We start from the raw sequence: 25,641 nt of genomic DNA on the forward strand, positions 1-25,641 counted from the left end.
TTGCCATTGCAGTCAAAGGCGAAGGATCGCTCAGCGAAGCATTTGCGCGAGACCATTGACCGTATTGGCGTTGCGGGTCGTACCGATACCGAGCCTTTTGGTGGTCAGCACGGACAGCAGCCTGCTCTCGCTCGGCTTGCCGCAAAAATCGATCCATAGATCGCCGCCAGCAAGCGCGATCTTTTCCCTCTCACGGTATTTCTCCAGCAATTCAAGGACGCCGTTGTCCAGCGGCGCGCGCATCACCCGAACGCAGACATCCGGCGGATTGCCCTGGGCAAAGGGATTGTCCGCCGCCAGTTTTAGCCAGTCGCTCCCCGAACGAACGAGAATATCGACATGTTTGCCGAAGCGGTCTTCGAAGGCGCGCTCCAGCCTGTCCTCAATCTCACGAACAGGTGCCGCCCCGGCGCGAAAAACCAGATTTCCAGTCGCGACCAGCGTTCTGCATTCGGCAAATCCCAGCTCTTCCGCCATTGCCCGCAGATCGGCCATGACGAGCCGCTTGCCCGCGCCGAGCACGATGCTGTGCAGCAGCGCCACATAGTCATTCATCGATGCAGGCTCCAGTAACGCCACGGCATCCACCAGCGCCTGCGGCCATCGAGCACTTCCGGCACCGGGTCCAGGCCGCTGGTGCCGCCCGGCCCGCAGCGCGCGACGCGAAACAGCGTCATCCATCCGCCGGCCCACAGCCCGTGTCGGGCAATGGCTTCATAGCCATATTCGGAACAGGTGGGGATATGGCGGCAGGAATTTCCGATGAAGCCGGAAAGCGTCAGCTGATAAAGCCGGATGAAACCGACGCCCAGAAGCCGCCCCGGCGTCTTGGCGAAGCTGCCCGTCCAGTTGCGGGATCGGCCCGCTTTTTCCGCCGTCTGCTGGTGCCGGCAGCCCGGTTCGCCGCACATCGCCTAACCCGCGGCGTTGAGAGCCGGCCGCCCTTCGATCTGGTCGAGCGCATCGACCACCGCTTCGAAGGTCAGCATGGTGGAGGCATGGCGGGCCTTGAAATCGCGGACGGGCTGAAGCACCCGCATATCCTCGAAACGACCCGTCGGCCCCTCACCGTCCTGTTTCAGCATGGCGAGCATGTCTTCCCGCGCCTGCCGGATTTCGCCGCTGGAAGCCCCGATGATGTGGTGCGCCATGATGGAGGCGGAGGCCTGGCCGAGCGCGCAGGCGCGAACCTCATGCGAAAACGCCGTCACGATGCCGCCTTCGACCTTCAGATAGACCTTGAGCTTGGAGCCGCACAGCCGGGAGTGTTTCTCGGCGCTGGCGTCGGCATCCTCAAGAACGCCGATGAGCGGAATATTCCCGGCAAAATCCAGAATGCGATTATTGTAGATATCGTCCATCGTCGGTGCCCGGCGCGCTCGAGATTGCCCAAAAACAGGACAGGTCAAATTTTTCAAACACAGCGTTTGTCGCAGTGAAGCTTTCCTGCCCTCCATTCTCATTATATGCTAACGAGCTTTCTGGACATCAAGCCGTGATGAAATTAACGGCTCCGATACCGAAATAACAGCATCGGTCTTGCCAAAATGCTGTAAAACAACCAGATAGCAGCAACTGCGAACAAGAGTTCGCGATGAAAAACGAATTCAGGTGCGGCCTTTACCCGCATCGGGAGAGACGGAATGGATGCGATCGTGAAGAATTTCCCCGGCGCTGGCGCAAAACCCGACGTGGCAGAAGCTCGCCCAAGCCAGGCCGAAGCGGAAGAAGCAGTGCGCGTTCTTCTGCGCTGGGCAGGAGAAAATCCCGCCCGCGAAGGACTTCTGGATACGCCGAAGCGCGTCGCCAAGGCCTATCGCGAGCTTTTTGCCGGTTATGAGCTGAACGTTCAGGACGTGCTCGGCACGACCTTCGAGGAAGTCGGCGGTTATGACGATGTGGTGCTGGTGCGCGACATCCCCTTCTTCTCCCATTGCGAACACCATATGGTGCCGATCGTCGGCAAGGCGCATGTCGCCTATCTTCCGGCGGGCCGCGTGCTCGGCCTGTCGAAGATCGCCCGCGTCGTCGAAATCTTCGGCCGCCGCCTGCAGACGCAGGAAAACATGACCGCGCAGATCGCCAGATCCATCGAGGAAACGCTGAAGCCGCGCGGCGTGGCCGTCATGATCGACGCCGAACATATGTGCATGTCCATGCGCGGCGTAAACAAGCAGGGGTCGACGACACTGACCACCAGCTTCACCGGCACGTTCAAGAACGATCCGGCCGAACAGGTGCGCTTCATGACCATGGTGCGGAACCGCTAAGCGCCGGACCGAAGGCCGTAACGCGGTTTTCGGAAAATCCGATGCGCAAGAAAATTCAGAGTGGCGGAAGCAGATCCGTTTATCCGCCGCTCCCATCGTTCCGCCAGTTGATTTTCCGGGGTTACCATGTCCATTCCCTTTCCATCCGCCCCTGCGGATAAGGAAGTGCTCGAAAACGCAGGTCTTTTTTCGCCGAAATTCGATGCGCACGGCCTCGTCACCGCCGTTGTCACCGATGCGCGTGACGGCGAGTTGCTGATGGTCGCCCATATGAATGCGGAAGCCCTGTCGCTGACGCTGGAGACCGGCATCGCCCACTACTACAGCCGTTCGCGCGACAATATCTGGAAGAAGGGCGAAACGTCGGGCAATCTGCAGACGGTGAAGGAATTCCGCACCGATTGCGATCAGGACGCCGTGTGGCTGAAGGTCTCCGTCGCCGGCCATGACGCGACCTGCCACACCGGTCGCCGCTCCTGTTTTTATCGCACGGTCGAACTCTCCGACGGCCAGGCGGTGACGAAGATCACCGACGATACCCGCCATTTCGATCCGGCGACCACCTATTCCGCAACTTGAACGGCCACCTTCCATCGGCCGCACCAATTTGCTACCAATATAGCGGGTTCCGGGGATAGGACGGAGCCTGACGGAACTGGCAGGGAGTGCGGTCATGTTGGGATGGGGAAATCGTCACAATCAACTTGCGGCTGGAAATCCCGAAGCCACCGGCAATGAGCCGCCCGTCACCCAGATCGTCGACAAACACCGGATAGCGCTCGCCCTTGGCGGCGGGGCTGCCCGCGGCTGGGCCCATATCGGCGTCCTGCGGGCGCTGGATGAGGCCGGGGTGAAGATCGGCATGATCGCCGGCACCTCTATCGGGGCGCTAGTCGGCGGTTGTTATCTCGCCGGCAAGCTCGATGAGCTGGAAGAATTCGCCCGCTCGCTGACGATGCGCCGCATTGCCGGCCTGCTCGATCTTACCATCGGCGGCGGCGGGCTCTTCGGCGGCATGCGGCTGACCAAGCGCATGCAGGAACATCTGGAAGGCCTGCGCGTCGAAAACCTCGACCATCCCTTCATCGCGGTCGCGACGGAACTGCGCACCGGCCACGAGGTCTGGATTCACCAGGGCGATCTCGTCACCGCGCTGCGCTCTTCCTATGCGCTGCCGGGCATTTTCGAACCCGTGCAGTGCAACGGCCGCACCCTGATCGACGGCGCGCTCGTCAACCCCGTGCCGGTTTCGGTCTGCCGGGCCTATGAGCAGGCGCTGGTCGTCGCCGTCAATCTGAATTACGACCTCTTCGGCCGCTCCGCCGTGGTCAAGCACGCCGCCTCGCCATCGCATGGCGGCGTCGCACCGGCGGTGGAAAGCCCGCCGCGTCCCGGCCTGCCGGGCGTCATGGTGCAGGCTTTCAACATCATTCAGGACAGGATTTCACGCTCGCGCCTGGCGGGCGATCCGCCCGACCTCATGCTTCACCCCCGCATCAACGATATCGGCCTCTCGGAATTCCATCGCGCCAGCGAAGCCATCGACCGGGGATATGAGGAAACGCGCTCCCGCATTCCGGAGCTTGAGCGCATGCAGCAGGCGTTCCGGCGCTAGCGCCCTGCTTTAAGCACGAAACGGATAGATGAAACGCCCAGCCGTGGTGAGACCATGTATTGGTATATCTCAGTCCTGCCCCCGACCGACGAAAACACACTGTGCGACACGAATCGATTGGTCGGGTTTCTGGAAGAACAACCTGAACTCAAACGGACTAACGATGTCAGCTTTGCGTCGGCGGAGGGTCAGCCCTGGATTGACATCACCATTGTGAAAGGAACGGCCGATGGCAACTGGTCAAGCAGCGGCAAATTCATTTCACAGTTCAATCGGGTTGAAATTGTCTGCGCCGATTGTCCTCAGCGAGACTTCTACGTGGACATATCCACCAAAATAGCCGACTTTCTTCAATGGCGATACGTGACGGAAGGCGATGTATGAGTCCCGGCCCGAGACTGAAGCTTTTCCAGCTGTCTGACGCCGGGACGCAAGATCATCCGGCAATATAGGCCTTGATGTGCTCCGCTTCGGCTTCGATCTCGCCAATCCGCGCCTTCACCACGTCACCGATGGAAATGATGCCGGCAAGGCGGCCGTTCTCTTCAACCGGCACATGCCTGAAGCGCCCGCCCGTCATGATTTCCATCAGCTCATCGGTGGTGGAATTGTGATGACAGCGGATGACATTCTTGGTCATGGCCACCGACACGGATTGCTGGAGGGAAGCGGCACCCTGGCCCGCCACGGCCTTTACGAGATCGCGCTCGGTGAAGATGCCGAGAACGACGCCATCGGCGTCGGTCACGACGACGGAACCGATCTTATGCGCGTGCAGCGTTCCCGCCGCCTCACCGATGCTGACCTCAGGATTGACAGTCACGACGTCCCGGCCCTTGCGGTCGAGAAGATCCTTTACGAATGTTGGCATGCCTTCCTCCTCTTTTCAGCGATACGCAGCGCCGCGGTCTCCCCCGGCGGTTGCAAATCATGGGATATCGTGCGCTGAGGTCCGCATGAATGCAATCCCGGATGGGACGCGCGAAAGCAAATTTGCGCCACGGCCGACAAGGAGCGTGATCGGCTCAGGCCAGTCGTCGATCGAAAAGCCCGAAGAACAGGAAGCCGAGCAGAAAGCCGAAGACGTGCGCATCCCAGGCGATTTCACCGCCGACATCGCCGAACAGCGGCACGCCGACCGCAATCAGCACATTGCCGAACAGCCACATCAGCGTGAAGATCAGCACGGTGCGGCTGGAAAGCGCCCCAAGAATGCTCTGCCGCGGCATCAGATGCCCGAAGGAGGCGCTATATCCACCGCGCGCAGGGAAAGCGAAGCGGCAGGCCGCCCCCATCAACGCCGAAACGACACCCGACGCCCCGATCAGCACGGTCACATCGCCCCAGTTCAGCGCCGCATGGCCGAAGGCGGAAACGGCGGCGGAAATGCACCATAACAGCACGAAGCGCACTGTTCCGATCCGGCGCAGAACCGGCGCGCCGAAGGCCATCAGCCACAATCCGTTAAAGAGAATGTGCTCGATGCCGCCATGCAGGAAAGAATAGGTCACCGGCGTCCAGAGCCATTCCAGCCCCTGCTGGGAAAACGGCACCGCATAACGCAGCGGAATGAAGCCGAAGGTGAAGATGAACCAGCCATTGCCTTCCTCCGACAGAAGATAGGCGGGAACCACATAAGCGACGATCAGCGCGGCCAGGATGCCCACCAGCAGCGATGGCAGGTTGAAGACGGGATTGTTCGTGTCGTCTTTCGGCTCCGGTGTTTCCGAAACCGGCGGCTGTTCGCCGTCCCCGTAGGACATGATCCCATCCCTGTCTTGGTCGAATTTTGCGTTCCCCGAGCAATATAGGAAGCCCGAACGAAAAAAAAGCCGTCCCGCCTTCGAAGCGGTCGACGCCCAAACCGCAATCGGCAAGGGCGCCGGGCCGCGGGCGGTCCGGCTTGCGGGCTCGCCTTAAAATAACAGGCGACGCCATCGAATTGTGCTGACGGAGCGTTCCCCGACATGGCCGCTTCGATGCCACGACCGCCGCCGCCATTCAACATCAACCCTTTGTTAACCTTAATAAATCCACTTGGCACGAAAATCGCTACACCTCCAGATACAGACGTTCGGATGGACATGATGTCCCAAAAACGAACATGGAGAGATGCTATGAAGAGCATGGCCGGACTGGACATATATGCCTATTGGGATGAACTGCGCGGCAAGCGATCGGCCCCGCGACGCGAGGACATCGATCCCGCAAAGCTGAAACATCACCTTGGCGATCTTTTTATCCTCACGGACAAGGGAGAGAACACCCCGTTCTTCCGCCTTGCCGGTACTCGTCTTTGCGATCTGTTCGGCCGGGAATTGCGGGATCGCCCGTTTTCGGAATTATGGCAGCCGGCAAATGCCGTTTTCCCCTGCCGAGTCGCGCGCGGCATCCTGCACCACCAGTTGCCCGTGGTCTTCGATGTCGAGGCAGAGGACAGCTATGGCGCGGCACCGCTGGCATTCGAAATGCTTCTCCTGCCGCTGCGCACCGATCCCGACGCCGCCCCAAGGCTGCTCGGAGCGCTGCTTGCGGAGCGGCCGCGACACGAATTCGCCGCGCCCATCCAGTGCCTGTCCATGCAAAGCAGCCGCCTGCTGCGCCTGGACATCGCGCCGGCAGCGTATCCGGTAAACAAAGGGGCCGAGGATACACCGCGCGCCGAAAGCTGCTGACGGACCTGTTCCAACGCTCCCCGCCCCTCCAGGAGAGGTCCGGCAGCACCGGAATCTCAAAAAAATACGTCAGAACTGTAACGATATTGCCGATCAGAAAAATTGTAGAGATTAAACAATACAGTCTGTTAACTCGCGCAGGGTAGAAACTTACCGTCATCATTCATTACAATTGCGCTGCCCATGTTTTCGTCCCGCTCGGTCAACACCGCCCAAATCCTGCGTCCGGTTGAGGAAGCTCATCTCGACGACGCCGTCCGTGTGTCCTTCACCGGCCGCCTGATGTTGCCCGACCATGAAGAATATGATTGCACTGCGACCGAGATGACCGCCGAAAGGGCGCAGTTCACCTGCTCGGGCATTGCCCGCCACGGTGACCGCGTCATCGCCTATCTCCAGCATATCGGCCGGATCGAAGGCACGGTGACATCGCTCACCGCATCGGGCTTCCTCATCGCCATCAACGCGCCGGAGCGCAAGCGGGAAAAACTCGCCGCGCAGCTCGCCTGGATCGCCAAGCGTCAATTGCTCGGCCTGCCGGAAGACCGTCGCCACGACCGCCTGACGCCGCGCAATGCGAGAGCCCAGCTCGTTCTGGAAGACGGCGTGCTCGTCGCCTGCCGGCTGATCGACCTTTCCCTGTCGGGCGCGGCAATCGAGATCGAAAACCGGCCGCCGCTCGGAAGCCGGGTCCAGCTCGGCAAGAACATGAGCGGCAAGATCGTGCGCCACTTCATGGAAGGCGTCGCCGTCGAATTCGACCGCGTCCAATCGCCCGACGCACTGATCGAATTTCTCTAAGTAGTTCCACCCGAACACGACAGGTTTTGCGCCCGTAAGAATGCGTGCGGCATTTTTGGCGCGTTTTGCGCTCGCCCAATCGCATAATTGCGAAGATTCCCGGACGGCGCCTTGGCAGTCAATGCTCCGTCTTCGGCCATATCGGGTTCACCAGCCGCTCCTGGCGTCAGGCGCCTCATTCTCCATTTCTCGCTACCGAACTTCCATTTTCACGCCCTGACGCCTACGGCATGCGGCAGACCAGCCCGGACCCACCATAGTCGGTAAAAAGGATGAGCGCGGCGGAACATGTTGCGCCATTGGCTAGCTCATCCACGGCGCGAAAACCGCTCCGCAAAACTTTTTTCCAGAAAAAATGCAGTTTTTTTGAAGTTTTTTTGTCGCTTTTTCCGGCCTGTATCAACCTGAAACAGCCATCCCAAAACGGGAAATCCACCTCTTAGCCACGCGCCGCCAACCGGCCGTGCGCGACCACGGAAACCGCAGGACGCCGAAAACCGCTGTCAATACAGCGGTCTAGATGGCTACCAAAAGCCTAAAGCCAGGATGCGTAAAATTGTAATAAAATTTGCTTCAAACACGCATAAAAACTAGTTCGAATACAGTTCAAAACAACGGCTAATTTGCTGAAATTTAAGCTCAAATTGCGCTTCGCAAATTTCCGCCGGGTCAAAATATACCTGCGAATGTCTCCTCACCACGGGGAGACAAGCAATGAACAAGAACAACCGTTTCGTTTTCACTCTGATCGCATTCATCGTCAGCGCCTTCGCGCATCAGGCAAGCGCCTCGCCGGCCGCCGTCATGCGCGTCATCGGCAAGGCCAACCCGCCGATCGGCCACTATGAATTCTGCCAGACCTATCAGAGCGAATGCCAGCCGACCTCGCTGGACAACGGCCCGATGAAGCTGACCGAAGAGCGCTGGAAGACGATGCTCGACGTCAACTACACCGTCAACACCACCATCACGCCGATGACCGACATGGAAATCTATGGCGTCGAAGAACGCTGGGCCTATCCCACCACGGTCGGCGATTGCGAAGACTTCGTGCTCCTGAAGCGCAAGATGCTGATGAACAAGGGCTTCTCCGCTTCCAACCTGTTGATCACCGTGGTTCTGCAGCCGAATGGCGAAGGCCACGCCGTTCTGACCGTCCGCACCGATCGTGGCGATTTCGTTCTCGACAACATGCGCAACAAGGTCATGAACTGGTCGGAAACCGAATATACCTACCTGAAGCGCCAGGACACCGCCAATCCCGGCCGCTGGGTCAAAATTCAGGATGGCCGCGCCACCAATGCGGTCGGCGGCATCAACTGACCGCACGACCGACCCGTCTCCCCAAATGAAAAAGCCGGCTCCGCAAGGATGCCGGCTTTTTCATGTTCAAATCCGTTAAGCGTCAGAGCAGCCCAAGCTCCGCCAGTTCCCGCCTGAGATCGGAAGGCATATCCTCGCCGCCCGTGCCGCCGCCGAGATCGCGGGGCGCCTCGTCGTCCTTCAGGTAACGCCAGCCCTGAAACGGGCGTTTCGGCGCAGGTGAGGTTTCGATAACCTCCGGGCCGAGAATGAGATCGCAGCGGGAGATACCGTCTTCGCCCTTGAAGGAGCGGATATCGAGAAGTTTCTGCCGCGCCTGCACCTGCCCCTTGATGACCCAGTAGAGCGAACCGCCCTCGAGCAATTCCTCGACACGTTTCGGGATCATGCGGGTGGTGTGGACGCTGTGCGGCTCAAAGCCCGCGGCAATTGCGGTCAGAGCGCGATGCGCGACCCAGTCTCTCAAGTCCTGGATTGAACCCGCGCCGACGCAAAGTTTGATGAGATGTAGAGGCATGGTTCTATCAATGCCTTTTTGCGGCGGGCGTCAAGCATGGCAACCCTGCCTGACGCCCTGCCCGCTCAGCACTCCACAACGTTCACGGCAAGGCCGCCGGTGGAGGTTTCCTTGTATTTCTCGCTCATATCGTTGCCGGTCTGGCGCATGGTCTCGATACAGGCATCCAGCGGCACGAAATGCTGGCCGTCGCCCTTCAGCGCCAGCGAGGCCGCCGTCACCGCTTTCACCGCGCCCATGGCATTACGTTCGATGCACGGCACCTGCACAAGCCCGGCAATCGGATCGCAGGTCATGCCGAGATGATGCTCGAGCGCGATCTCGGCGGCATTTTCCACCTGTTCCGGCGATCCGCCCATGACCGCGGCAAGGCCTGCCGCCGCCATGGCGGAAGCCGAGCCCACCTCGCCCTGACAGCCCACTTCCGCGCCTGAAATCGAAGCATTGTGCTTGATGATGCCGCCGATGGCGGCCGCCGTCAGCAGAAAGTCGCGCACGTCATCGACGCTCGCATCCTCATGGAAATGCCGGAAATATCTGACGGTGGCAGGAACAACGCCTGCCGCACCGTTGGTCGGCGCGGTCACCACGCGGCCGCCGGCGGCATTTTCCTCGTTCACGGCCATGGCGTAAACGCTCAGCCAGTCATTGGCCATGACGGGGTTCAGCCGGTTGCTGCGCCATTCCGCATTCAGCTTCTCGTAAATGGAGCGGGCGCGGCGGCGCACCTTCAGGCCGCCAGGCATGATGCCGTCCACTTTCAGCCCGCGCTCGATGCAGCCGTTCATCGCTTCCCAAATTTGGTCGAGACGTTCGTTCAGCTCCTCGCGGGAAACCACCGTCTCCTCGTTGGCGCGCTTCATCTGGGCGATGGTGCGGCCGGAACGGGCCGCCATATCCAGCATTTCCCGCGCGGTGGCGAAGGGATAAGGCACGCGCGGGCCGTTATCGATGGTCTTGCCGCGCTGCTTGATCGCCTCCAGCTCCGTATCGGTCACGACGAAACCGCCGCCGACGGAATAATAGATGCGCTTGATGAGGAGCCTGCCCTGATTGTCGAAGGCCGAAAAGGTCATGCCGTTGGCATGGCCGGGCAGCGGGTTCTTCTTGTCGAAGACCAGATCTTCGGCCGGGCGGAACGCATAGGACGGATGGCCGGGCGGCGTCACGGTGCCGGCCTTTTCCACCGTTTCGATGATGGCGTCCATCGCATCGGGATCGACGATATCCGGCCGTTCGCCGGTGAGGCCGAGAATGACGGCACGCCCGGTACCGTGGCCGATGCCGGTAAAGGCGAGCGAGCCATGCAGGCTGACCTTCAGCTGCGCAACCGCCGCGCCGGCCGGCCGCGGCCACTCATCGCTGAGGATCAGCGCCAGAAAGCGGTTGGCTGCCGTCATCGGCCCCATCGTATGGGAGCTCGAAGGACCGATACCGATCTTGAAGACGTCAAAGACCGAAAGAAACATGAAGTTCGCCTTGAATAAGAATGGATTCCACCACCATCATATCCAAAGCCGAAACGGATCGCCACAAAAGAGCGTCAGCGGTTTGCGCAGCTGCGACATAATTGCCTTCAAACGAAAACAGCACGGTTTCCAAAGGAAAACCGCGCCGTTTCAAAACCCGTCATTCAGGAGAGATGCTTATGGGCTGCCAAAAATGTACGTCAATGCGAGAAAAGCGGCAAAGCCTGCAAGTGCGCGCAAGGTGACGCCCCAGCAGGATTTCTGAGCGGTTTCTTCCATGATTACTCCAGCTATTCACTCTCCGGGGGATCTTCAAGACCCGGCCCGTTGAGGCAAGCATTTATTAAAATCCGGCGGCGAAGGCAAATGCAAAAAGCGGCTAAATGAAGGCGTTTTTGACAGGCTGCCATTCGCCCCGTGCATAGGTATGTGAAAAAACAAGGCGTTAGCGTGGGGCCCGTATAAGCGCCATTTTGGCGATCGCCGCAATTTGGACTAAAGTGTAACCGTTATTTAAAGCTTATGCACAAACGCCTGTTGAAAACCCCGGTCGCCGGCACGTTACGGTCGAACTTCCCGCGCTGAAATACTGCGCCTTGAAAGGGCGTAACCTGTGCTTTATCGACGATGGCAACGGCAACGATGCGAGTCACCCCATGCAGCAGGCATCCTCCTTCCCTGATCGCGAAACGGTCGCATCGAAGCTCACTTCGCTTGCAAGCGAGGATAAAGCCTGGGTGCTGCTGTTGATGGAAAACGCCCTGCAGGACGAAAACCTGCTGGCAGGCCTCAATCTTTATCTCGACCAGCAGACCAATGCCCGCTTCCTCAACAGCCTGAAGCTGGAAACAACCGGCGAATGGCTTGGCGGCAATGCCCCTGCCCGGCTGCAGATTCGCATCGCGGAAACCGCAAGGGCGAGCCAGCACCCCGCCTATCTCGCCTTCCGCAAGGGACTGACGGCATCGGCCGGTCTCGAAAAAGCCTATCCCAAGGCGCCGATCTGATCGTTCAGGCTAATCCGGCACCCTGTCGACAACGGCGATGATCGGCCCCATCAGAAACAGCGAGTCCCGCCTTTTCATTGCGGGAATATCGACGCTGGATATGGTGCCGTCGAGATAGAGCGCATTCGGCGCGTCCAGAACATCCCTGAACAGCGTGGCGAAATCGTAAAAGCGCACGGTATTTTCCGAAATGGCGAAATGCACCATGCCATCGCGGGAAACGCCGACGCCGTTGCGTCGCTTCAGGCTGTCGCTATCGGGCAGAAAGCGCGGATGCAGCTTGCCATCGATGACGAGCATCGGCCCGGATTGCGTGGCGAAGTCCGGCTTGGGATCCGCTGCCAGATAGGCCTGCGTTTCCAGCACGCCGGCCGCGGCCCCCTTCAGATAAAACACGCCATTGGGCAGAAGATGAAAATTGCCCCAGCCGCCGCCGGTGCTGATCGGCGAGCGTTCGATGCCATTTTCGATAAAGAGCCCGACGGGGGAATAGTCCGAATGGTACATGCCGCCATTCATGGCAAAGACGCTGAACATGTGCTGCCGCCACAGCGCCGACGAGAGAGCGGCAAACGAACCGTATCCCTCACCGGAGACATGATCGCGGTCGTAAATCCGGATGGTGCTTTTTGCCGGATCGAAACTGCAGACCGTATAACGACCGCCCGCATGGTCCATGATCCTGCAGAAATCCGCCTGCCCGCCGGCCTGAGCCGAAAACGGCAACAGCAAAGGCAACAGCAGTTTCGCCAGTCTTTTCATCGATCCGTTCATGCCCGCCCCGTGATTCTCGTCGGGGCACATTCGCAGGAAAATTCGGTCAAAGAAAAGGCGTCACCCGTGTTTCAGGATGACGCCGGACCTTTAAGGGGAGATGTCGTCAGCGACGGGCGGCGCGGTCCACACTTCGGCCTGCATCCTGCGTCGCGTCGACGGCGTTCGCCGTGTCACGACCCATGCCGCGAATGGTGTTACCGCAGGAGCTCAGGGTGACAACGGTCAACAAAGCCACGAAAACGGTCGAAAGAATGCGTGTGATCATGTGAAACTACTCCCCTATGACTTGCCGTCCAAAGGCAAGTACCGATGTAATATGCGTCACAATAACGTGAGTCCCAAAAATCCGTTCCAGCGGCATTTCAAAAAATCCTGTCGATGAAAATTAACATGGTTTTGAAGTTCACGCGTGAAACTCGGCGTCTGGATCATGGCTTAGGAAAATCCCGTGGGTGATATGACTGACATCAACAATCGGCTTCTGGTGATGACGGCGGGCGGGGTGAACCCCAATGTCATGATCAATGCGCTGGCGGCCCGATTTCCCGACATCCATGTTTTCATGGAGCAGCCGGAAAGCAAATCGGTCATTCTCAGGCGGCGCGCGCGCCGGCTCGGCTGGATTGTCGCTGCGGGCCAGATGGCGACGATGATCGCCTCGCGGCTCGGCAAACGCTTCACGGTTCGCAGAAGCGATGCGATCATCGCCGAACACGGCCTTTCTCCCGATCTTCACCACAGCCTTCCCGTCACCCAATTCGCCTCGCTCAACGATGAGGAATGCCGCAAGGCCGCCAATCTGCTGAAACCGGCAGCGATCTTCACCATTTCCTGCCGCCTGCTGACACCGACCACGCTTCAGGCCCTGCAATGCCCGGTCATCAATTTCCATGCCGGCATCAACCCCGCCTATCGCGGGCAGATGGGCGGTTACTGGGCGCTGGTGGAAAAAGACCGCGGCAATTTCGGCGCGACCGTGCATCTGGTCGACAAGGGCGTGGATACCGGCGCCACGCTCTACGAGAAGCGGCTGAAACCATCCCCTTCCGACACGATTGCCACCTATCCGCTGCTTTTGACCGCCGCTTCGGTGGATATCGCCGTCAGCGCCATCGAGGACGCCCTTTCCGGCAGCCTTGCGCCGCAGCCGCCCTCACCCGGCAAATCGATACTGCGCTTCCCGCCGACCATCTGGACATGGCTATGGAATGGCCTGACGAAACGGATCTGGTGAGACCGCGCGTCAGGGATTGGGGCCGAGCTTCGTCGCAGATGCAAGCCTGTCTTGCCGCAACAGGCACAGACTTCGCCGCAAAATAGGTGCATGATAATAAAAAGGATCACGCACAAATTGCCCGATATTTCCGCCGCTTCCATCATTCCCGCCTCCATCGAAGCCTCGCCCGCGCAGGTGCTTGGTTCGACTGACCTTGCCGGTCTCTTTCCACAGGGTGTGCGCGTCTATCTCACCGACACTGGAGCGGCCTCGCAGGAAAGGCTCGTTGAAGCCGCAGGACATTTGCGCGACCTCGGTTACGAGCCGGTGCCGCATCTTGCAGCGCGGCGCATCCCCTCCCGCGCAGCGTTTGAGGAACAGGTAAAACGGCTTGCCGGAGAAGCGGGCGTAACCGATGTTCTGGTTGTCGGCGGCGGCGTCGACCGGCCGGCCGGTCCCTTCGCATCCAGCATGGACATGCTGTCGTCAGGCATTTTCGACCGTTGCGGCATAAGGCAGATCGCCATCGCCGGCCACCCGGAAGGCAGCCCCGATTTCAACGACGAAGCGGCGATGGCCGCACTCAGGCTGAAACGCGATTTTGCGGAAAGAAGCGATGCCGCAATGCGCATCGTCACCCAGTTCGGTTTCGATCCCGCGCGTTTCATCGCCTGGGCGGAAGGACTTGCGGCGTCAGGCATCGAGCTTCCGGTGCATATCGGCGTTTCCGGCCCGGCCAAGATCACGACGCTCTTGAAATATGCCGCGCTTTGCGGCGTCGGCAATTCCATCGCCTATCTCAAGAAGAACGCGCTTTCGCTGACGACGCTTGCCAAGGGCCATTCGCCGGAAAGCATCGTCGGACCCATCGAGCGGCACTGGCAGGCCAATCCGCAAGGGCCGATCCGGCAAATTCACGTCTTCCCCTTCGGCGGATTGCAGAATTCGGCCGACTGGCTGGTCAAGCGCGGAAGCTGGCAAACCGGCGCAGCGGACCGTTCGGCATCGCCGGATTCGATGGCGGGCTAAAAACCGCGATTCTAACGGCGCGACGGGCCACGGCCGCCGCGCACCTCCAAGACCTCAGGCCGCCTTGGCGACTTCGACAAAAGCGTTTCGAATGCTTTCAGCCACGGCAAGAACAGGGCGGGACGCCTTGTCACCCATAATCAGGCGGATATCGAAACAGCCGAGTTCCGGCAGGCCCTCCTTGTCGCCCAGAATCACCATGTCGTTCTGCACATAGGATCGCGGCAGCGGCGCGATGGCGAGATCGGCGGCAATCGCCGCGCGCTGCGCCATGGTATGGCCGCTGAGATAGGCCACGCGGAAATTGCGGCCGCGCTTTTCCAGCGAATGGATCGCTTCCGAGCGCCAGATGCAGCCCTCCTCCCAGATGGAGATTGGCAGCGGGTCGCGCAGATAGGCGGTGCCGCATTTTGCGCCCGCCCAGACGAGACGCTCGCGCATCAGCACCTCGCCCGTATCCCGAAGGGGATGGGAGGCACAGTTGACGAGGGCGAGATCGAGCCTTTGCTCATCCATGCGCTTATAAAGATTGGAGCTGGAATCGATGGTGACGTCGATCATGATGCCGGGGAAAGCCTCGGCAAAACGCTTGAGAATGCCCGGCAGCAGGCCACGCTCGCCAATATCCTCCGGTGCACCGAGACGGACGACGCCGGAAAGCTCGGGCATAACGAAACGCGACACGGCCTCGTTGGACAGCGCAATCATGCGCCGCGCATAGGTCAGAAGCGTCTCCCCATGCGCCGTCAATGTCACCGAACGGGCATCGCGCAGGAAAAGCGTCGTTTTCAACTGCTCTTCAAGCTTCTTGATCTGCATGGAAACCGCAGAGGGCGTTCTGAACACCACTTCTGCGGCGGTGGAGAAATTTCCCGTTTCCGCGATGGCGACGAAGGTTCTCAATATGTCGTTATCCAGCAACGGCAGCGGTTGGCGGAAAGTCACGGTCATGGCACGCACCTTCAAATATTTTGATTTATAGATGGATATCATTTCGTTTGATTGAATGTCAACAAGCGCGCACCATCCGGGACATCGATTGACGGGGCGGATTTAGCCTCGTCGGCAAGCGCATACCGAAGTCGCAAACAGGATCGTGGTTCAGGAAAGGATCAAGACATGACCATGATACATTATCTCCCCGTGGCGAACCGTTCCTCGCACCGTCCGTCATCCAGCGGCTGGCTTCATCGCCTGTCCGACCATGTTGCCGCCCGTTACGCCGCATGGCGCCGCGAAAAAATGCTTCGCGCACTGGAAGCATTGCCGCCTGAAACATTGAAGGATATCGGATGGCCGACGACGGACAACAGCCGCATAAACGTCATCCGCAGATGACATTCAACCGGTGGCTCGCAACGTTTCTGGACGTGCGAGCCATCCCTGCCCGTCCTTCGAATGGAAGGACAAGGGCGCAAAATAGCCTGCCTGTTTTACATGCGACACACCGCCTTTTTTAAAGGCTTGTCGCAAAATTTGCATATTTCAAAAGCTATTTTTTGACAGCCCCGATTCCACGGCGTATTTTTCGTTAAAGATGTCGTAAACAGGACATCCAGAAGACCAATTCCAAGGGAGGAATTGCGTATTCGCAACGGAGCACGGGCAAATGAGCAGAAACTCCCAGAAGAAGCGCTCAATCGTCTTTTTTCTCATTCCGCAATTTACCATGCTGCCATTCGCCGCAGCGGTTGAAACGCTTCGCATCGCCAACCGAATGTTGGGCTATCAGGCCTATGAGTGGCGCCTCTCCTCGCTCGATGGCCAGAAGGTCATGTCGTCAAGCGGCATCTGTCTTGAGCCCGACACCTGTCTTGCCGATGAGCGGCGCTATGTCAGCGGCGAAAACCGCCCTGAAATGGCGATCATCTGTTCGGGCATCGATGTGGATCAACACATCAACAAATCCGTCAATGCCTGGCTGCGCGAAGCCTATAATCGCGGCATCGCCATCGGCAGCCTCTGTACCGCCGCCCATATTCTCGCACAGGCGGGCCTTTTGAACGGCAAGCGCTGCGCGATCCACTGGGAAAACCTGCCCGGTTTTTCCGAGGCCTTCCCGCAGGTGGAAGTCTATGCCGACCTCTTCGAAGTCGACAGCAACATCTATACCTGCGCCGGCGGCACGGCCTCGCTCGACATGATGCTGAGCCTGATCGGCCAGGATTTCGGCGAAAATCTCGTCAACCGCGTCTGCGAACAGCAATTGACCGACCGGGTGCGCAGCCCCAATGACCGCCAGCGCCTGCCGCTGCGTGCGCGCCTCGGCGTGCAGAACAGCAAGGTTCTGTCGATCATCGAATTGATGGAAGGCAATCTGGCCGAACCGCTGTCGCTGCTCGACATCGCCGACGCCGCCGATCTGTCGCGCCGGCAGGTGGAACGCCTCTTCCGCCAGGAAATGGGCCGCTCGCCCGCCCGCTATTATCTCGAAATCCGCCTCGACCGCGCCCGCCACCTGCTGGTGCAATCGGCCATGCCGGTGGTCGAAGTCGCCGTCGCCTGCGGTTTCGTCTCCGCCTCGCATTTTTCCAAGTGTTATCGCGAAATCTACAATCGCACGCCGCAGCAGGAGCGCGCCGAACGCAAACTCCTTATCAGCGCCTCGCGGATGGCGACGGCGAGCCAGGCAGGCAAGGCTGCGCATTGAATGCGGGCTGAATGCCGCAAACGCGACGGACTTGCTTCAAGGACAAACCTCTCCTCCGTCATGCCGGACTAGATCCGGAATCCAGCCACGGCGCGTCTGCGCCGTGAGAAGAGTCTCTTGAGATCAAGGACGTGATCGCGCTGGATCCCGAAGCCCGGGGTGACGGAGTGCGGATGATAAAACTGTGGTAAAATCGCAGGTTCAGCGAGCGGCCAGCAAAGACCCGGTCCACAGGACTGCCCCAACACAATCAGACCAAGTCACCCAAACGGCCGAACCGCATGAGCAAGGTCCTCCGCCGTCAAACCGTCGCCTGCCCTATGGGCGGCCTCGCCATGCAGCCAAACACCGGCCGCAGCCGCCTCGAAGACAGGCGTGCCCTGCGCCAGCAGCGCGCCGATGATACCGGCCAGCACATCGCCTGACCCAGCCGTCGCAAGGCTCGCGGGAGCATTGGTGTTGACCAGCGCCCGGCCATCCGGCGCGGCAATCACCGTATCCGCGCCCTTGTAGACCAGTACAGCACCACTGCGCGCCGAGGCGACCTGCGCCTTCTCGATCTTGCTCAGCATCCTGTCGGCGGCAAGATCGGGAAACAGTCGTGCAAACTCGCCCTCATGCGGCGTCAGCACGAATTTGCCCGTGCCTGACGTGACACGCGCAAACAGGGCCTCCTTATGATCCCTGAAAGCCGTGATTGCATCGGCATCCAGCACCACAGCCCTGTCTCCAAGCAGGGATACGAATTGCCGCGCCTTTTCGAGATCGCCGAAACCCGGGCCGAGAACGAAAGTGCCATGACGCCCATCGTCCAGCCACGACCGTAGATCGTCGGCATCGTCCACCGGCGCGTTCATCACCGCCGTCAGCGTGACGGAGAGCACGTCGAGCGCTTGCCTCGGCGCAGCGATGGTGACGATCCCCGCCCCCGCCTTCAGTGCCGAAAGCGCGGTCATGCGGCTTGCGCCCGTCGCATGGGCCGGGCCGGAAAAGACGGTCAGATGCCCGCGACGGAATTTATGGGTTTCCATATCGGCATGAGGCAAGGCATCCCGCCAGATCAGCGGGCTATTTTCCGCAACCGATCCCGCATGGGCATCAAGGATACGGGACGGAATGCCGATATCGAACACCTCGAGCGTTCCACAAAGCTCCCGCCCCGGCATCAGCAGATGACCCGGCTTGCGCGCCATGAAGGTCACCGTCCGCTCGGCCCTGAACGAAGCGCCGAGAGGCACGCCCCGCCTGCCGCAGAGGCCCGAGGGCAGGTCGACGGCGAGAACCGGCACCTTCGCCCGCGTGACCGCCTCGATCACCCGTATGAGTTCCTGCGGAACATCGCGGGACAATCCGGCCCCGAACACCGCATCGATCACCACGTCGCCGGCAAGAGGCGCATAGCCGTCAAGCGGCAGCGGCGCCGCGCCGCTCCGCTCGAATGCCGTCCGCGCATCGCCCCTGAGCGCGCCGACATCGCCGAGATGATGAACCGCGACGACCGCCCCGCTCTGTAAAAGCGCCCGCGCCGCCACATAACCATCGCCGCCATTGTTGCCGCCGCCGCAGAGCACGACGAAACGCTGCGCCTGCGGATAGTGACGCAGCGCTGAGGCCGCAACCGCCTGCCCCGCCCGCTCCATCAGGTCATAAAGAGGAATGCCGGATTGCCCGGCCGCCGCATCGATGCGGGCCATGGCAACAGGGTCGATCAGGAAGAGGTGCGGGGATTTCATGTCCCGATCATCCCTTCAAAACGCCGGAAAGGCAATCGATACAAAAATAAGCAAATAGCCATGTCTAAATAATAGACAAATGCATAAAATATAAACAAACAGCCGTTCCTCCGTTCGCGCCTTTCCAAATATTCAAAAAAACTAAAATAATACAAATTCACAGAAATGCTGATGGATTTTTCGGGTTTCCGCGAGAAATTGGCTGGAAAAGCGCAAAAAGCGAATACATTTTGTGTCGGAAAGCCGGGGGATCGAAGTTTTTTCTTCAAGCCCGCTTCCGATCTGGCACAATACGTGCATTCTTGTGGCAGAGCGGGAGTTACCTGCTTTAACGGGAGAAGCGGAGAGATATTTTCTCATGAAAAAGATCGAAGCGATCATTAAGCCTTTCAAGCTCGATGAAGTGAAGGAAGCCCTTCAGGAAGTCGGACTTCAGGGAATCACGGTCACGGAAGCAAAAGGCTTTGGTCGTCAGAAGGGCCACACGGAACTCTACCGCGGAGCGGAGTACGTCGTGGACTTTTTGCCGAAAGTGAAAGTCGAAGTCGTATTGGCGGATGAGAATGCGGAAGCCGTCATCGAGGCGATCCGCAATGCGGCGCAGACAGGACGTATCGGCGACGGAAAGATTTTCGTTTCCAATGTCGAGGAAGTCATCCGCATCCGTACCGGTGAAACAGGCGTGGACGCCATATAATCAAGAACGTCCCGAGCCGGGGAGGCTTGGGTTTTCACCTCGTCATCATCACACTCAAGGAAAACGTTTAAATGACGACCGCAAACGATATCTTGAAGCAGATCAAGGATAACGACATCAAGTTCGTGGACCTGCGCTTTACCGACCCCAAGGGCAAGCTGCAGCACGTCACCATGGATGTTGTCTGTGTGGACGAAGACATGTTCGCCGATGGCGTCATGTTCGACGGCTCCTCGATCGCCGGCTGGAAGGCCATCAACGAGTCCGACATGGTGCTGATGCCCGATCCGGCCACCGCCCATATCGACCCGTTCTTCGCCCAGTCCACCCTGGTCGTCCTTTGCGACATCCTCGACCCGGTCTCGGGCGAAGCCTATAACCGCGACCCGCGCGGCACCGCCAAGAAGGCCGAAGCCTACCTCAAGGCGTCGGGTATCGGCGACACCGTTTTCGTTGGCCCGGAGCCGGAATTCTTCGTCTTCGACGACGTGAAGTACAAGGCCGATCCCTACAACACCGGCTTCAAGCTGGATTCGTCCGAACTGCCGTCCAACGACGACACGGATTACGAGACCGGTAACCTCGGCCACCGTCCGCGCGTCAAGGGCGGTTATTTCCCGGTTCCGCCGATCGACAGCCTGCAGGACATGCGCTCCGAAATGCTGACGGTTCTGGCCGAAATGGGCGTGGTCGTCGAAAAGCACCACCACGAAGTGGCCGCCGCACAGCACGAGCTGGGTGTGAAGTTCGACACGCTGGTCTCCAGCGCCGACAAGATGCAGATCTACAAGTACGTCGTGCACCAGGTCGCCAATGCCTATGGCAAGACGGCAACCTTCATGCCGAAGCCGATCTTCGGCGACAACGGCTCGGGCATGCACGTTCACCAGTCGATCTGGAAGGGCGGCAAGCCGACCTTCGCAGGTGACGAATATGCCGGCCTTTCCGAGACCTGCCTCTATTACATCGGCGGCATCATCAAGCACGCCAAGGCCATCAACGCCTTCACCAACCCCACCACCAACTCCTACAAGCGTCTGGTGCCGGGTTATGAAGCGCCGGTTCTGCTCGCCTACTCCGCGCGCAACCGTTCCGCCTCGTGCCGTATTCCCTTCGGCTCCAACCCGAAGGCAAAGCGCGTCGAAGTCCGCTTCCCGGACCCGACCCAGAACCCCTATCTCGGTTTTGCGGCCATGCTCATGGCCGGCCTCGACGGCATCAAGAACAAGATCCACCCCGGCAAGCCGATGGACAAGGACCTTTACGACCTTCCTGCGAAGGAACTGAAGAAGATCCCGACCGTCTGCGGCTCGCTGCGCGAAGCGCTGGAAAGCCTCGACAAGGACCGCAAGTTCCTGACCGCCGGCGGCGTGTTCGACGACGACCAGATCGACTCGTTCATCGAGCTGAAGATGCAGGAAGTCATGCGTTTCGAAATGACCCCGCATCCGGTCGAATTCGACATGTACTACTCGGCCTGATCGGCATTCGGGACGCTCTCAGGGCGTCCCTTTCCATCGCGGCGGCTTCCCAGGAGGCCGCCGTTTTCTTTTGAAGCCCAGCCATATCGCGAACAATGTCGAACAAGCCAGCCTCTCAGCAAACCCGCCTTTCGGACTGGCTCATCTTTCTGGCGGTGCCGTTCTTTTTCTCCAGTAATGTCATTTTCGGCCGTGGCGTCGTCGGCGAAGTCTCGCCTTTCATCGCCGCCTTCATCCGCTGGATCGGCTCGACCCTCATCATCGCCCCCTTCATGATCGCCGACTGGCGCAACTGCCTTGCCTTCGTGCGGCGGAAGACGCTGCTCTGGCTCGTCCTCGGCATTCTCGGCATGGGCATCTGCGGCGGCGTGGTCTATTGGGGGCTGACCATGACGACGGCCGCCAACGGCACGCTGATCTACACCACGTCCTCGCTGTTCATCATCCTGTTCCAGCGCGTCTTCCAGGGCCGCCCGATCCGGAAGCTGGAAGTGGCGGGCATGGTCATCGCCTTTGCCGGCGTGGCGGCCATCGTGCTCAAGGGCGATATGTCCGCTCTCTGGCACCTGAATTTCAACATTGGCGATTTCGCGATCCTGACGGCGGCCATCGCCTTTGCGGTCTATTCGCTGCTGCTGCGCGATCCCGCCGCACGGCAGATGGCCTCTTTCAGCCTTTTCGGCCTGATCGCCTTTTCCGGCGCGCTCGTGCTTCTGCCGCCGGCGGCGCTGGAACTGGCGCAGGGCGGCATGTTGCCCGCAACGCCAATGGCATGGGCCAAGATCGGCGGCATCATCCTGTTCGCCTCACTATTGGCCTTTTATTGCTTCACCCATACGGTGCGCGTCTTCGGGCCCGCCACCGCTGGCATCACGCTTTACATGATGCCGCCGGTCTCGATCCTCATGGCAACGCCGTTCCTGGGGGAGACTTTCGAGACCTATCACGCCATCGGCATCGTGCTGGTCACCGGTGGCGTCATCATCGCCACCGCGCCCATCGGCAGAAGGCGCTGAACGCGGACGGCAGACCGGCGCCAAAACCGCTAGGTCTTGATATTTCGCATTCCGATACCAACTAGTATTGGGAAAGGAAGTACATGCCATGAAACAAAGAAACGCAAAATTCACGCTTGGCGAAATCGTCCGCCACAAGGTGTTTCCGTTCCGCGGTGTGGTGATCGACGTGGACCCGGAATATGCCAATACCGAGGAATGGTGGAACGCCATCCCTGCGGAAATCAGGCCGGATCGCGACCAGCCCTTCTATCATCTTCTGGCCGAAAACGAGGAGACGGAATATGTCGCCTATGTTTCCGAACAGAACCTCGTCCACGACGAAAACGAGACGCCGCTCCGAAACCCCAATATCGGCCGCATCTTCGACAAGGCGCCGAACGGCGAATGGCGCCCGAAAATGTCGACGGCGCATTGACGCCCGCCAAATTTCTCCCCTCCCTCCCAAGGGCATAAAAAAACCGGTCTGTCGCCAGACCGGTTTTCCTGCTTTTGGAGCTTACTCTGCGATCAGGGCTTCGGCGCGCCCTTGGCAGCATCCTGTGCAGCTTCCAGCTTCTTGCGGGCCTCTTCAGCCTTCTTCTGCATGCCTTCCTGCAGGCTGCGCTGGCTTTCGGCGAGCTGCGACTGGGTGATCGCCGGGCCGTCATAGGCGCCGGTGAAGCCGGAGAGCGCGATCTTGATGGGGTTCGGAGCGCGGCGGAAGTTGATGGAGGTGAAGACCACCTCGCTACCCTTCTTCAGGGAAGCGATCATGGCGTCCGTCAGCGGAACTTCGGCCGTGCACTTGTCGGGAAGGCAAACGGCGTAGTCGAGCTTCTGGCCCTTGCCGCCGTCGATCTGCATCATCACGCCCGGAGGAACGAGACGCGCGGTCGGAACGGAGACCTGCAGCAGCTTGCGGTTGACCTTGCCTTCAACGGTGATGAGGCCGACGGCGGTGATCATCTGACCGTTCTGGGCAAGAACCACGTTCTGCACGACGCAGACATCGTTGTCTTCCTGCTTGGAGCAGGTCTTGAACCAGCCGAGCGGCGGAGCGCCAGCGCCCTGAGCGGCGGGCGCGGCATCCTGCGCCTGCGAGATGGCCGGAGCGGACATTGCGCCGAGAGAAAGGACCAGAGCGGACAGAGCCGTCCGGGTGAATGTGTTTGCCTTGTGCATCATAAGAGTTCCGTCTCCTGAATGTCTGCCAGAACAGAACCGCAAGATCCTGTTCGCCGATGGCGGTATCCTTCTGCCCGTTCAACTGTCGTTTAAATGAGGCAAATGCGTGACCCGTCTCTTCCGGTCCCCCTGTTACATGCCGATCGCGGCGATATCCAGCACTTCTTTAACTTTTTCTTGAGCTGACCCAAGATTTCCCGCCGTTGCATGGGTCATGCAATGTCCGTGTGCTACATATCTGCCAGAATCATGACGATAAACCGGTCAGGTCCACATATCGGACTGACCGTTGAGACAGGATAGTGACATGCGCAACCTTGCGGCCTTCATCCCCGCATTGTTCCTTCTGGGATCATCCCTGCTTCCCGCCGGAACCGCCCTGGCACAGCCGCTTCACGGCATTTCCATGCATGGCACGCCTGCCATGCCGGCAGATTTCCGCCACTTCCCTTACGTCAATCCGGACGTGAAGAAAGGCGGCCGAATCTCTTATGGCGTCGTCGGCACCTTCGACAGCCTCAATCCCTTCGTTCTCAAGGGAATGCGCACCACCGCACGCGGCGTCTGGGACCCGGAATTCGGCAATCTTCTTTACGAACCGCTGATGCTGCGCTCCAGCGACGAGCCTTTCAGCCTTTACGGCCTGCTCGCCGAAACCGCGGAGTGGGATGAGGAGCGCAGCTTCGTCCAGTTCAACCTCAACCCGAAGGCAAAATGGTCCGACGGCGAGCCGGTGACCGCAGATGACGTCATCTTCACCTTCAACCTCCTGAAGGAAAAAGGCCGCCCACCCTTCAACACCCGTCTGGACGGCGTGGCGAAGCTGGAAAAAATCGGCGATCGCAGCGTGCGTTTCACCTTCAATGACAGAGCGAACCGCGAAACGCCGCTCATTCTCGCCTCCTCCACCCCGATCCTGCCGAAACATGCGATCGATCCGGAAAAATTCGAGCAGGCGGGCCTCGGCGCTGTCGTCGGCTCGGGTCCATACCGAATCAAAACCCTGCGGCCGGGCGAACGAATCATCTGGGAGCGGAACCCGGATTATTGGGGCAAGGATATTCCCGGCAAGGTCGGCTTCGACAATTACGACGAGATCAGCGTCACCTATTTCCTTCAGGTCACCACCATGTTCGAAGCCTTCAAGAAGGGCGATATCGACATTTATCCTGAAGGCGACGCCATCAACGGCACTTCCGATACCTCCCACTGGGGACAGGCTTACAATTTCCCGGCCGTCCATCGCGGCGATATCGTCAAGGACGTCTTCCAGCCGCGCCTGCCCACCGGCATGTTCGGTCTCGTTTTCAACACCCGCCGCGTCGTCTTCGCCGACGAAAAGGTGCGCGAGGGCCTGTCCTATGCGCTCGATTTCGAATGGATGAACAAAAACATCCTCGGCGGCTCCTTCAAGCGCACACAGAGTTACTGGCAGAACTCCCCGCTCGGCGCCTATGGCAACGCCGCAGACGAGCGCGAGCTTGCCCTGCTTGGCGACGCGGCGAAAACCATGCCGCCGGAACTGCTGGCGGGAACCTATGCCATGCCGACCACCGACAGCACTGGCGCGGACCGCAAAGTTCTGAAAATGGCCGTCGACAAGCTGAAAGAGGCTGGCTACAGCATCAAGAACGGCAGGATGTCCGACGTCAACGGCCGTCAGCTTGCCTTCGAAATCATGACGCAGAACCCGGCGCAGGAGCGCATCGCGCTTGCCTATCAGCGCTCGCTCAACCTGATCGGCGTCGCCATGGGCATCCGCTCGGTCGATGACGGACAATATCAGGCCCGCTCGAACAGCTTCGACTATGATATGATCATCCGCTCCCTGCCCTCCTCGCTCTCACCGGGGATGGAACAGCTCAACCGCTGGAGTTCGCTCTCGCGGGATGCGCAGGGCAGCTTCAACTATGCGGGCGCTGCAAATCCCGATATAGACCGCATGATCGAGGCCCTGCTGCAGGCAAGGTCGACGGAGGATTTTCAGGCGGCGGTGCGCGGTTACGACCGCCTTCTCGTTGCCGGCCACTATGTCATTCCGCTCTATTATATCGGCGCGCAATGGGTGGCCCGCTGGAAATATATCGACCGCCCGGATATGACGCCGATATCCGGCAATCAGAAACAGACTTGGTGGGATGCGCGGGCGCAATAAACCGCACCGCACCCATCCCCGGCAGAGAAAAGGGAAGATAAAA

30 protein-coding genes are annotated in these 25,641 nt (G+C 59.7%); 18 read left to right on the forward strand and 12 right to left on the reverse strand.

Annotation, left to right across the window (positions count from 1 at the left end):
• Positions 1-30: 30 nt before the first annotated feature.
• From FGF54_RS07420 to FGF54_RS07430, 3 genes are read right to left on the reverse strand one after another with little or no spacing between them, the layout of a single operon-like run.
• The gene (locus FGF54_RS07420) at positions 31-555 is read right to left on the reverse strand and encodes a DUF1697 domain-containing protein (RefSeq protein ID WP_142779332.1); all 525 of its coding nucleotides are present in this window, start codon (positions 553-555) and stop codon (positions 31-33) included.
• The gene (gene yidD, locus FGF54_RS07425) at positions 552-911 is read right to left on the reverse strand and encodes a membrane protein insertion efficiency factor YidD (protein WP_003523392.1); all 360 of its coding nucleotides are present in this window, start codon (positions 909-911) and stop codon (positions 552-554) included. The genes FGF54_RS07420 and yidD overlap by 4 nt, the downstream gene beginning before the upstream one ends.
• Positions 912-914: 3 nt before the next feature.
• Positions 915-1,361 (reverse strand): iron-sulfur cluster assembly scaffold protein, encoded by a 447-nt coding sequence (locus FGF54_RS07430; RefSeq protein WP_003523393.1) that lies wholly within the window; start codon positions 1,359-1,361, stop codon positions 915-917.
• Between the two features lie 282 nt (positions 1,362-1,643).
• Here FGF54_RS07430 and folE point away from each other — a divergent pair, with 282 nt between their 5' ends.
• The 4 genes from folE (at position 1,644) to FGF54_RS07450 (ending at position 4,269) form a co-directional block, all read left to right on the forward strand.
• Positions 1,644-2,270, forward strand: a complete 627-nt coding sequence (gene folE / locus FGF54_RS07435) for a GTP cyclohydrolase I FolE (protein WP_003495569.1) — start codon at positions 1,644-1,646, stop codon at positions 2,268-2,270.
• A gap of 126 nt (positions 2,271-2,396) precedes the next feature.
• Positions 2,397-2,849 carry a phosphoribosyl-AMP cyclohydrolase gene (hisI, locus tag FGF54_RS07440; RefSeq protein WP_142779333.1) on the forward strand — a complete coding sequence of 151 codons (453 nt, stop codon included), beginning with the start codon at positions 2,397-2,399 and terminating at the stop codon, positions 2,847-2,849.
• Between the two features lie 94 nt (positions 2,850-2,943).
• The gene (locus FGF54_RS07445) at positions 2,944-3,885 is read left to right on the forward strand and encodes a patatin-like phospholipase family protein (protein WP_142779334.1); all 942 of its coding nucleotides are present in this window, start codon (positions 2,944-2,946) and stop codon (positions 3,883-3,885) included.
• A gap of 54 nt (positions 3,886-3,939) precedes the next feature.
• Positions 3,940-4,269, forward strand: coding sequence for a hypothetical protein (locus FGF54_RS07450; protein ID WP_142779335.1), 330 nt, complete (start codon positions 3,940-3,942; stop codon positions 4,267-4,269).
• A gap of 52 nt (positions 4,270-4,321) precedes the next feature.
• Here FGF54_RS07450 and FGF54_RS07455 read toward each other — a convergent pair whose 3' ends face one another.
• Entirely contained in the window at positions 4,322-4,756 is a 435-nt protein-coding gene (locus FGF54_RS07455) for a CBS domain-containing protein (RefSeq protein ID WP_065655148.1), read from the reverse strand.
• Positions 4,757-4,910: 154 nt separating this feature from the next.
• Positions 4,911-5,648 (reverse strand): rhomboid family intramembrane serine protease, encoded by a 738-nt coding sequence (locus FGF54_RS07460; RefSeq protein WP_142779336.1) that lies wholly within the window; start codon positions 5,646-5,648, stop codon positions 4,911-4,913.
• Between the two features lie 354 nt (positions 5,649-6,002).
• On the opposite strand from FGF54_RS07460, the gene FGF54_RS07465 reads away from it, so the two are divergent.
• From FGF54_RS07465 to FGF54_RS07480, 3 genes are all read left to right on the forward strand, one after another.
• Positions 6,003-6,560 carry a PAS domain-containing protein gene (locus FGF54_RS07465; RefSeq protein WP_003523401.1) on the forward strand — a complete coding sequence of 186 codons (558 nt, stop codon included), beginning with the start codon at positions 6,003-6,005 and terminating at the stop codon, positions 6,558-6,560.
• A gap of 183 nt (positions 6,561-6,743) precedes the next feature.
• Positions 6,744-7,361: a PilZ domain-containing protein gene (locus FGF54_RS07470; protein ID WP_003508056.1), complete on the forward strand. Its 618-nt coding sequence runs from the start codon at positions 6,744-6,746 to the stop codon at positions 7,359-7,361.
• Positions 7,362-8,075: 714 nt separating this feature from the next.
• The gene (locus FGF54_RS07480; protein ID WP_035260634.1) at positions 8,076-8,684 is read left to right on the forward strand and encodes a transglutaminase-like cysteine peptidase; all 609 of its coding nucleotides are present in this window, start codon (positions 8,076-8,078) and stop codon (positions 8,682-8,684) included.
• An 82-nt stretch (positions 8,685-8,766) separates the two neighbouring features.
• Here FGF54_RS07480 and FGF54_RS07485 read toward each other — a convergent pair whose 3' ends face one another.
• Together FGF54_RS07485 and FGF54_RS07490 are read right to left on the reverse strand one after the other, a co-directional pair.
• Entirely contained in the window at positions 8,767-9,201 is a 435-nt protein-coding gene (locus FGF54_RS07485; RefSeq protein ID WP_142779337.1) for a DUF1489 family protein, read from the reverse strand.
• Between the two features lie 65 nt (positions 9,202-9,266).
• The gene (locus tag FGF54_RS07490) at positions 9,267-10,670 is read right to left on the reverse strand and encodes an L-serine ammonia-lyase (RefSeq protein ID WP_142779338.1); all 1,404 of its coding nucleotides are present in this window, start codon (positions 10,668-10,670) and stop codon (positions 9,267-9,269) included.
• On the opposite strand from FGF54_RS07490, the gene FGF54_RS27180 reads away from it, so the two are divergent.
• Both FGF54_RS27180 and FGF54_RS07500 read left to right on the forward strand, forming a co-directional pair.
• A complete protein-coding gene (locus FGF54_RS27180; RefSeq protein ID WP_162935857.1) occupies positions 10,669-10,935 on the forward strand; it encodes a hypothetical protein in 267 nt (88 codons plus the stop codon). The genes FGF54_RS07490 and FGF54_RS27180 overlap by 2 nt on opposite strands.
• Positions 10,936-11,326: 391 nt before the next feature.
• On the forward strand, positions 11,327-11,677 hold the full coding sequence (locus FGF54_RS07500) for a hypothetical protein (RefSeq protein ID WP_142779339.1): 351 nt from the start codon (positions 11,327-11,329) through the stop codon (positions 11,675-11,677).
• A gap of 9 nt (positions 11,678-11,686) precedes the next feature.
• Here the strand turns inward: FGF54_RS07500 and FGF54_RS07505 are convergent, their stop codons facing one another.
• Positions 11,687-12,451, reverse strand: a complete 765-nt coding sequence (locus FGF54_RS07505) for a phosphodiester glycosidase family protein (RefSeq protein WP_142779340.1) — start codon at positions 12,449-12,451, stop codon at positions 11,687-11,689.
• A 106-nt stretch (positions 12,452-12,557) separates the two neighbouring features.
• Positions 12,558-12,719, reverse strand: a complete 162-nt coding sequence (locus FGF54_RS07510; RefSeq protein ID WP_004442283.1) for an entericidin A/B family lipoprotein — start codon at positions 12,717-12,719, stop codon at positions 12,558-12,560.
• Between the two features lie 192 nt (positions 12,720-12,911).
• Between FGF54_RS07510 and FGF54_RS07515 the strand changes: the two genes are divergently transcribed.
• Together FGF54_RS07515 and FGF54_RS07520 are read left to right on the forward strand one after the other, a co-directional pair.
• Positions 12,912-13,688 (forward strand): formyl transferase, encoded by a 777-nt coding sequence (locus FGF54_RS07515; protein WP_142780175.1) that lies wholly within the window; start codon positions 12,912-12,914, stop codon positions 13,686-13,688.
• A gap of 90 nt (positions 13,689-13,778) precedes the next feature.
• Positions 13,779-14,699: a methylenetetrahydrofolate reductase gene (locus FGF54_RS07520; protein WP_142779341.1), complete on the forward strand. Its 921-nt coding sequence runs from the start codon at positions 13,779-13,781 to the stop codon at positions 14,697-14,699.
• A 54-nt stretch (positions 14,700-14,753) separates the two neighbouring features.
• Here FGF54_RS07520 and FGF54_RS07525 read toward each other — a convergent pair whose 3' ends face one another.
• Entirely contained in the window at positions 14,754-15,692 is a 939-nt protein-coding gene (locus FGF54_RS07525) for a LysR family transcriptional regulator (RefSeq protein ID WP_020810641.1), read from the reverse strand.
• A gap of 126 nt (positions 15,693-15,818) precedes the next feature.
• On the opposite strand from FGF54_RS07525, the gene FGF54_RS07530 reads away from it, so the two are divergent.
• Entirely contained in the window at positions 15,819-16,037 is a 219-nt protein-coding gene (locus FGF54_RS07530) for a hypothetical protein (RefSeq protein WP_059760262.1), read from the forward strand.
• Positions 16,038-16,308: 271 nt separating this feature from the next.
• A complete protein-coding gene (locus FGF54_RS07535) occupies positions 16,309-17,349 on the forward strand; it encodes a GlxA family transcriptional regulator (RefSeq protein WP_003523414.1) in 1,041 nt (346 codons plus the stop codon).
• A gap of 260 nt (positions 17,350-17,609) precedes the next feature.
• Here FGF54_RS07535 and FGF54_RS07540 read toward each other — a convergent pair whose 3' ends face one another.
• Positions 17,610-19,082: an NAD(P)H-hydrate dehydratase gene (locus FGF54_RS07540; RefSeq protein ID WP_142779342.1), complete on the reverse strand. Its 1,473-nt coding sequence runs from the start codon at positions 19,080-19,082 to the stop codon at positions 17,610-17,612.
• Positions 19,083-19,440: 358 nt separating this feature from the next.
• Here FGF54_RS07540 and FGF54_RS07550 point away from each other — a divergent pair, with 358 nt between their 5' ends.
• From FGF54_RS07550 to hspQ, 4 genes are all read left to right on the forward strand, one after another.
• Positions 19,441-19,779 (forward strand): P-II family nitrogen regulator, encoded by a 339-nt coding sequence (locus FGF54_RS07550; protein WP_003515720.1) that lies wholly within the window; start codon positions 19,441-19,443, stop codon positions 19,777-19,779.
• Positions 19,780-19,850: 71 nt separating this feature from the next.
• Positions 19,851-21,260 (forward strand): type I glutamate--ammonia ligase, encoded by a 1,410-nt coding sequence (gene glnA, locus FGF54_RS07555; protein WP_003523416.1) that lies wholly within the window; start codon positions 19,851-19,853, stop codon positions 21,258-21,260.
• A gap of 95 nt (positions 21,261-21,355) precedes the next feature.
• Entirely contained in the window at positions 21,356-22,276 is a 921-nt protein-coding gene (locus FGF54_RS07560; RefSeq protein ID WP_142779344.1) for a DMT family transporter, read from the forward strand.
• Between the two features lie 88 nt (positions 22,277-22,364).
• Positions 22,365-22,694 carry a heat shock protein HspQ gene (gene hspQ, locus FGF54_RS07565; RefSeq protein ID WP_003523419.1) on the forward strand — a complete coding sequence of 110 codons (330 nt, stop codon included), beginning with the start codon at positions 22,365-22,367 and terminating at the stop codon, positions 22,692-22,694.
• Positions 22,695-22,786: 92 nt separating this feature from the next.
• Here hspQ and FGF54_RS07570 read toward each other — a convergent pair whose 3' ends face one another.
• Positions 22,787-23,443, reverse strand: a complete 657-nt coding sequence (locus tag FGF54_RS07570; protein ID WP_003523420.1) for an invasion associated locus B family protein — start codon at positions 23,441-23,443, stop codon at positions 22,787-22,789.
• 307 nt (positions 23,444-23,750) lie between these two features.
• Here FGF54_RS07570 and FGF54_RS07575 point away from each other — a divergent pair, with 307 nt between their 5' ends.
• Positions 23,751-25,598 (forward strand): extracellular solute-binding protein, encoded by a 1,848-nt coding sequence (locus FGF54_RS07575; RefSeq protein WP_142779345.1) that lies wholly within the window; start codon positions 23,751-23,753, stop codon positions 25,596-25,598.
• Positions 25,599-25,641 lie beyond the last annotated feature (43 nt).

Origin of the sequence: Agrobacterium sp. T29, from assembly GCF_006970545.1 — a bacterium.
GTDB lineage: Bacteria > Pseudomonadota > Alphaproteobacteria > Rhizobiales > Rhizobiaceae > Agrobacterium > Agrobacterium leguminum.

Bases quoted from the DNA above. Each gene is read 5' to 3' on its own strand.
- FGF54_RS07420 (WP_142779332.1), bottom strand. From the start codon at position 555: ATGAATGACTATGTGGCGCTGCTGCACAGCATCGTGCTCGGCGCGGGC.
- yidD (WP_003523392.1), bottom strand. From the start codon at position 911: ATGTGCGGCGAACCGGGCTGCCGGCACCAGCAGACGGCGGAAAAAGCG.
- FGF54_RS07430 (WP_003523393.1), bottom strand. From the start codon at position 1,361: ATGGACGATATCTACAATAATCGCATTCTGGATTTTGCCGGGAATATT.
- folE (WP_003495569.1), top strand. From the start codon at position 1,644: ATGGATGCGATCGTGAAGAATTTCCCCGGCGCTGGCGCAAAACCCGAC.
- hisI (WP_142779333.1), top strand. From the start codon at position 2,397: ATGTCCATTCCCTTTCCATCCGCCCCTGCGGATAAGGAAGTGCTCGAA.
- FGF54_RS07445 (WP_142779334.1), top strand. From the start codon at position 2,944: ATGTTGGGATGGGGAAATCGTCACAATCAACTTGCGGCTGGAAATCCC.
- FGF54_RS07450 (WP_142779335.1), top strand. From the start codon at position 3,940: ATGTATTGGTATATCTCAGTCCTGCCCCCGACCGACGAAAACACACTG.
- FGF54_RS07455 (WP_065655148.1), bottom strand. From the start codon at position 4,756: ATGCCAACATTCGTAAAGGATCTTCTCGACCGCAAGGGCCGGGACGTC.
- FGF54_RS07460 (WP_142779336.1), bottom strand. From the start codon at position 5,648: ATGTCCTACGGGGACGGCGAACAGCCGCCGGTTTCGGAAACACCGGAG.
- FGF54_RS07465 (WP_003523401.1), top strand. From the start codon at position 6,003: ATGAAGAGCATGGCCGGACTGGACATATATGCCTATTGGGATGAACTG.
- FGF54_RS07470 (WP_003508056.1), top strand. From the start codon at position 6,744: ATGTTTTCGTCCCGCTCGGTCAACACCGCCCAAATCCTGCGTCCGGTT.
- FGF54_RS07480 (WP_035260634.1), top strand. From the start codon at position 8,076: ATGAACAAGAACAACCGTTTCGTTTTCACTCTGATCGCATTCATCGTC.
- FGF54_RS07485 (WP_142779337.1), bottom strand. From the start codon at position 9,201: ATGCCTCTACATCTCATCAAACTTTGCGTCGGCGCGGGTTCAATCCAG.
- FGF54_RS27180 (WP_162935857.1), top strand. From the start codon at position 10,669: ATGAAGTTCGCCTTGAATAAGAATGGATTCCACCACCATCATATCCAA.
- FGF54_RS07490 (WP_142779338.1), bottom strand. From the start codon at position 10,670: ATGTTTCTTTCGGTCTTTGACGTCTTCAAGATCGGTATCGGTCCTTCG.
- FGF54_RS07500 (WP_142779339.1), top strand. From the start codon at position 11,327: ATGCAGCAGGCATCCTCCTTCCCTGATCGCGAAACGGTCGCATCGAAG.
- FGF54_RS07505 (WP_142779340.1), bottom strand. From the start codon at position 12,451: ATGAACGGATCGATGAAAAGACTGGCGAAACTGCTGTTGCCTTTGCTG.
- FGF54_RS07510 (WP_004442283.1), bottom strand. From the start codon at position 12,719: ATGATCACACGCATTCTTTCGACCGTTTTCGTGGCTTTGTTGACCGTT.
- FGF54_RS07515 (WP_142780175.1), top strand. From the start codon at position 12,912: ATGACTGACATCAACAATCGGCTTCTGGTGATGACGGCGGGCGGGGTG.
- FGF54_RS07520 (WP_142779341.1), top strand. From the start codon at position 13,779: ATGATAATAAAAAGGATCACGCACAAATTGCCCGATATTTCCGCCGCT.
- FGF54_RS07525 (WP_020810641.1), bottom strand. From the start codon at position 15,692: ATGATATCCATCTATAAATCAAAATATTTGAAGGTGCGTGCCATGACC.
- FGF54_RS07530 (WP_059760262.1), top strand. From the start codon at position 15,819: ATGACCATGATACATTATCTCCCCGTGGCGAACCGTTCCTCGCACCGT.
- FGF54_RS07535 (WP_003523414.1), top strand. From the start codon at position 16,309: ATGAGCAGAAACTCCCAGAAGAAGCGCTCAATCGTCTTTTTTCTCATT.
- FGF54_RS07540 (WP_142779342.1), bottom strand. From the start codon at position 19,082: ATGAAATCCCCGCACCTCTTCCTGATCGACCCTGTTGCCATGGCCCGC.
- FGF54_RS07550 (WP_003515720.1), top strand. From the start codon at position 19,441: ATGAAAAAGATCGAAGCGATCATTAAGCCTTTCAAGCTCGATGAAGTG.
- glnA (WP_003523416.1), top strand. From the start codon at position 19,851: ATGACGACCGCAAACGATATCTTGAAGCAGATCAAGGATAACGACATC.
- FGF54_RS07560 (WP_142779344.1), top strand. From the start codon at position 21,356: ATGTCGAACAAGCCAGCCTCTCAGCAAACCCGCCTTTCGGACTGGCTC.
- hspQ (WP_003523419.1), top strand. From the start codon at position 22,365: ATGAAACAAAGAAACGCAAAATTCACGCTTGGCGAAATCGTCCGCCAC.
- FGF54_RS07570 (WP_003523420.1), bottom strand. From the start codon at position 23,443: ATGATGCACAAGGCAAACACATTCACCCGGACGGCTCTGTCCGCTCTG.
- FGF54_RS07575 (WP_142779345.1), top strand. From the start codon at position 23,751: ATGCGCAACCTTGCGGCCTTCATCCCCGCATTGTTCCTTCTGGGATCA.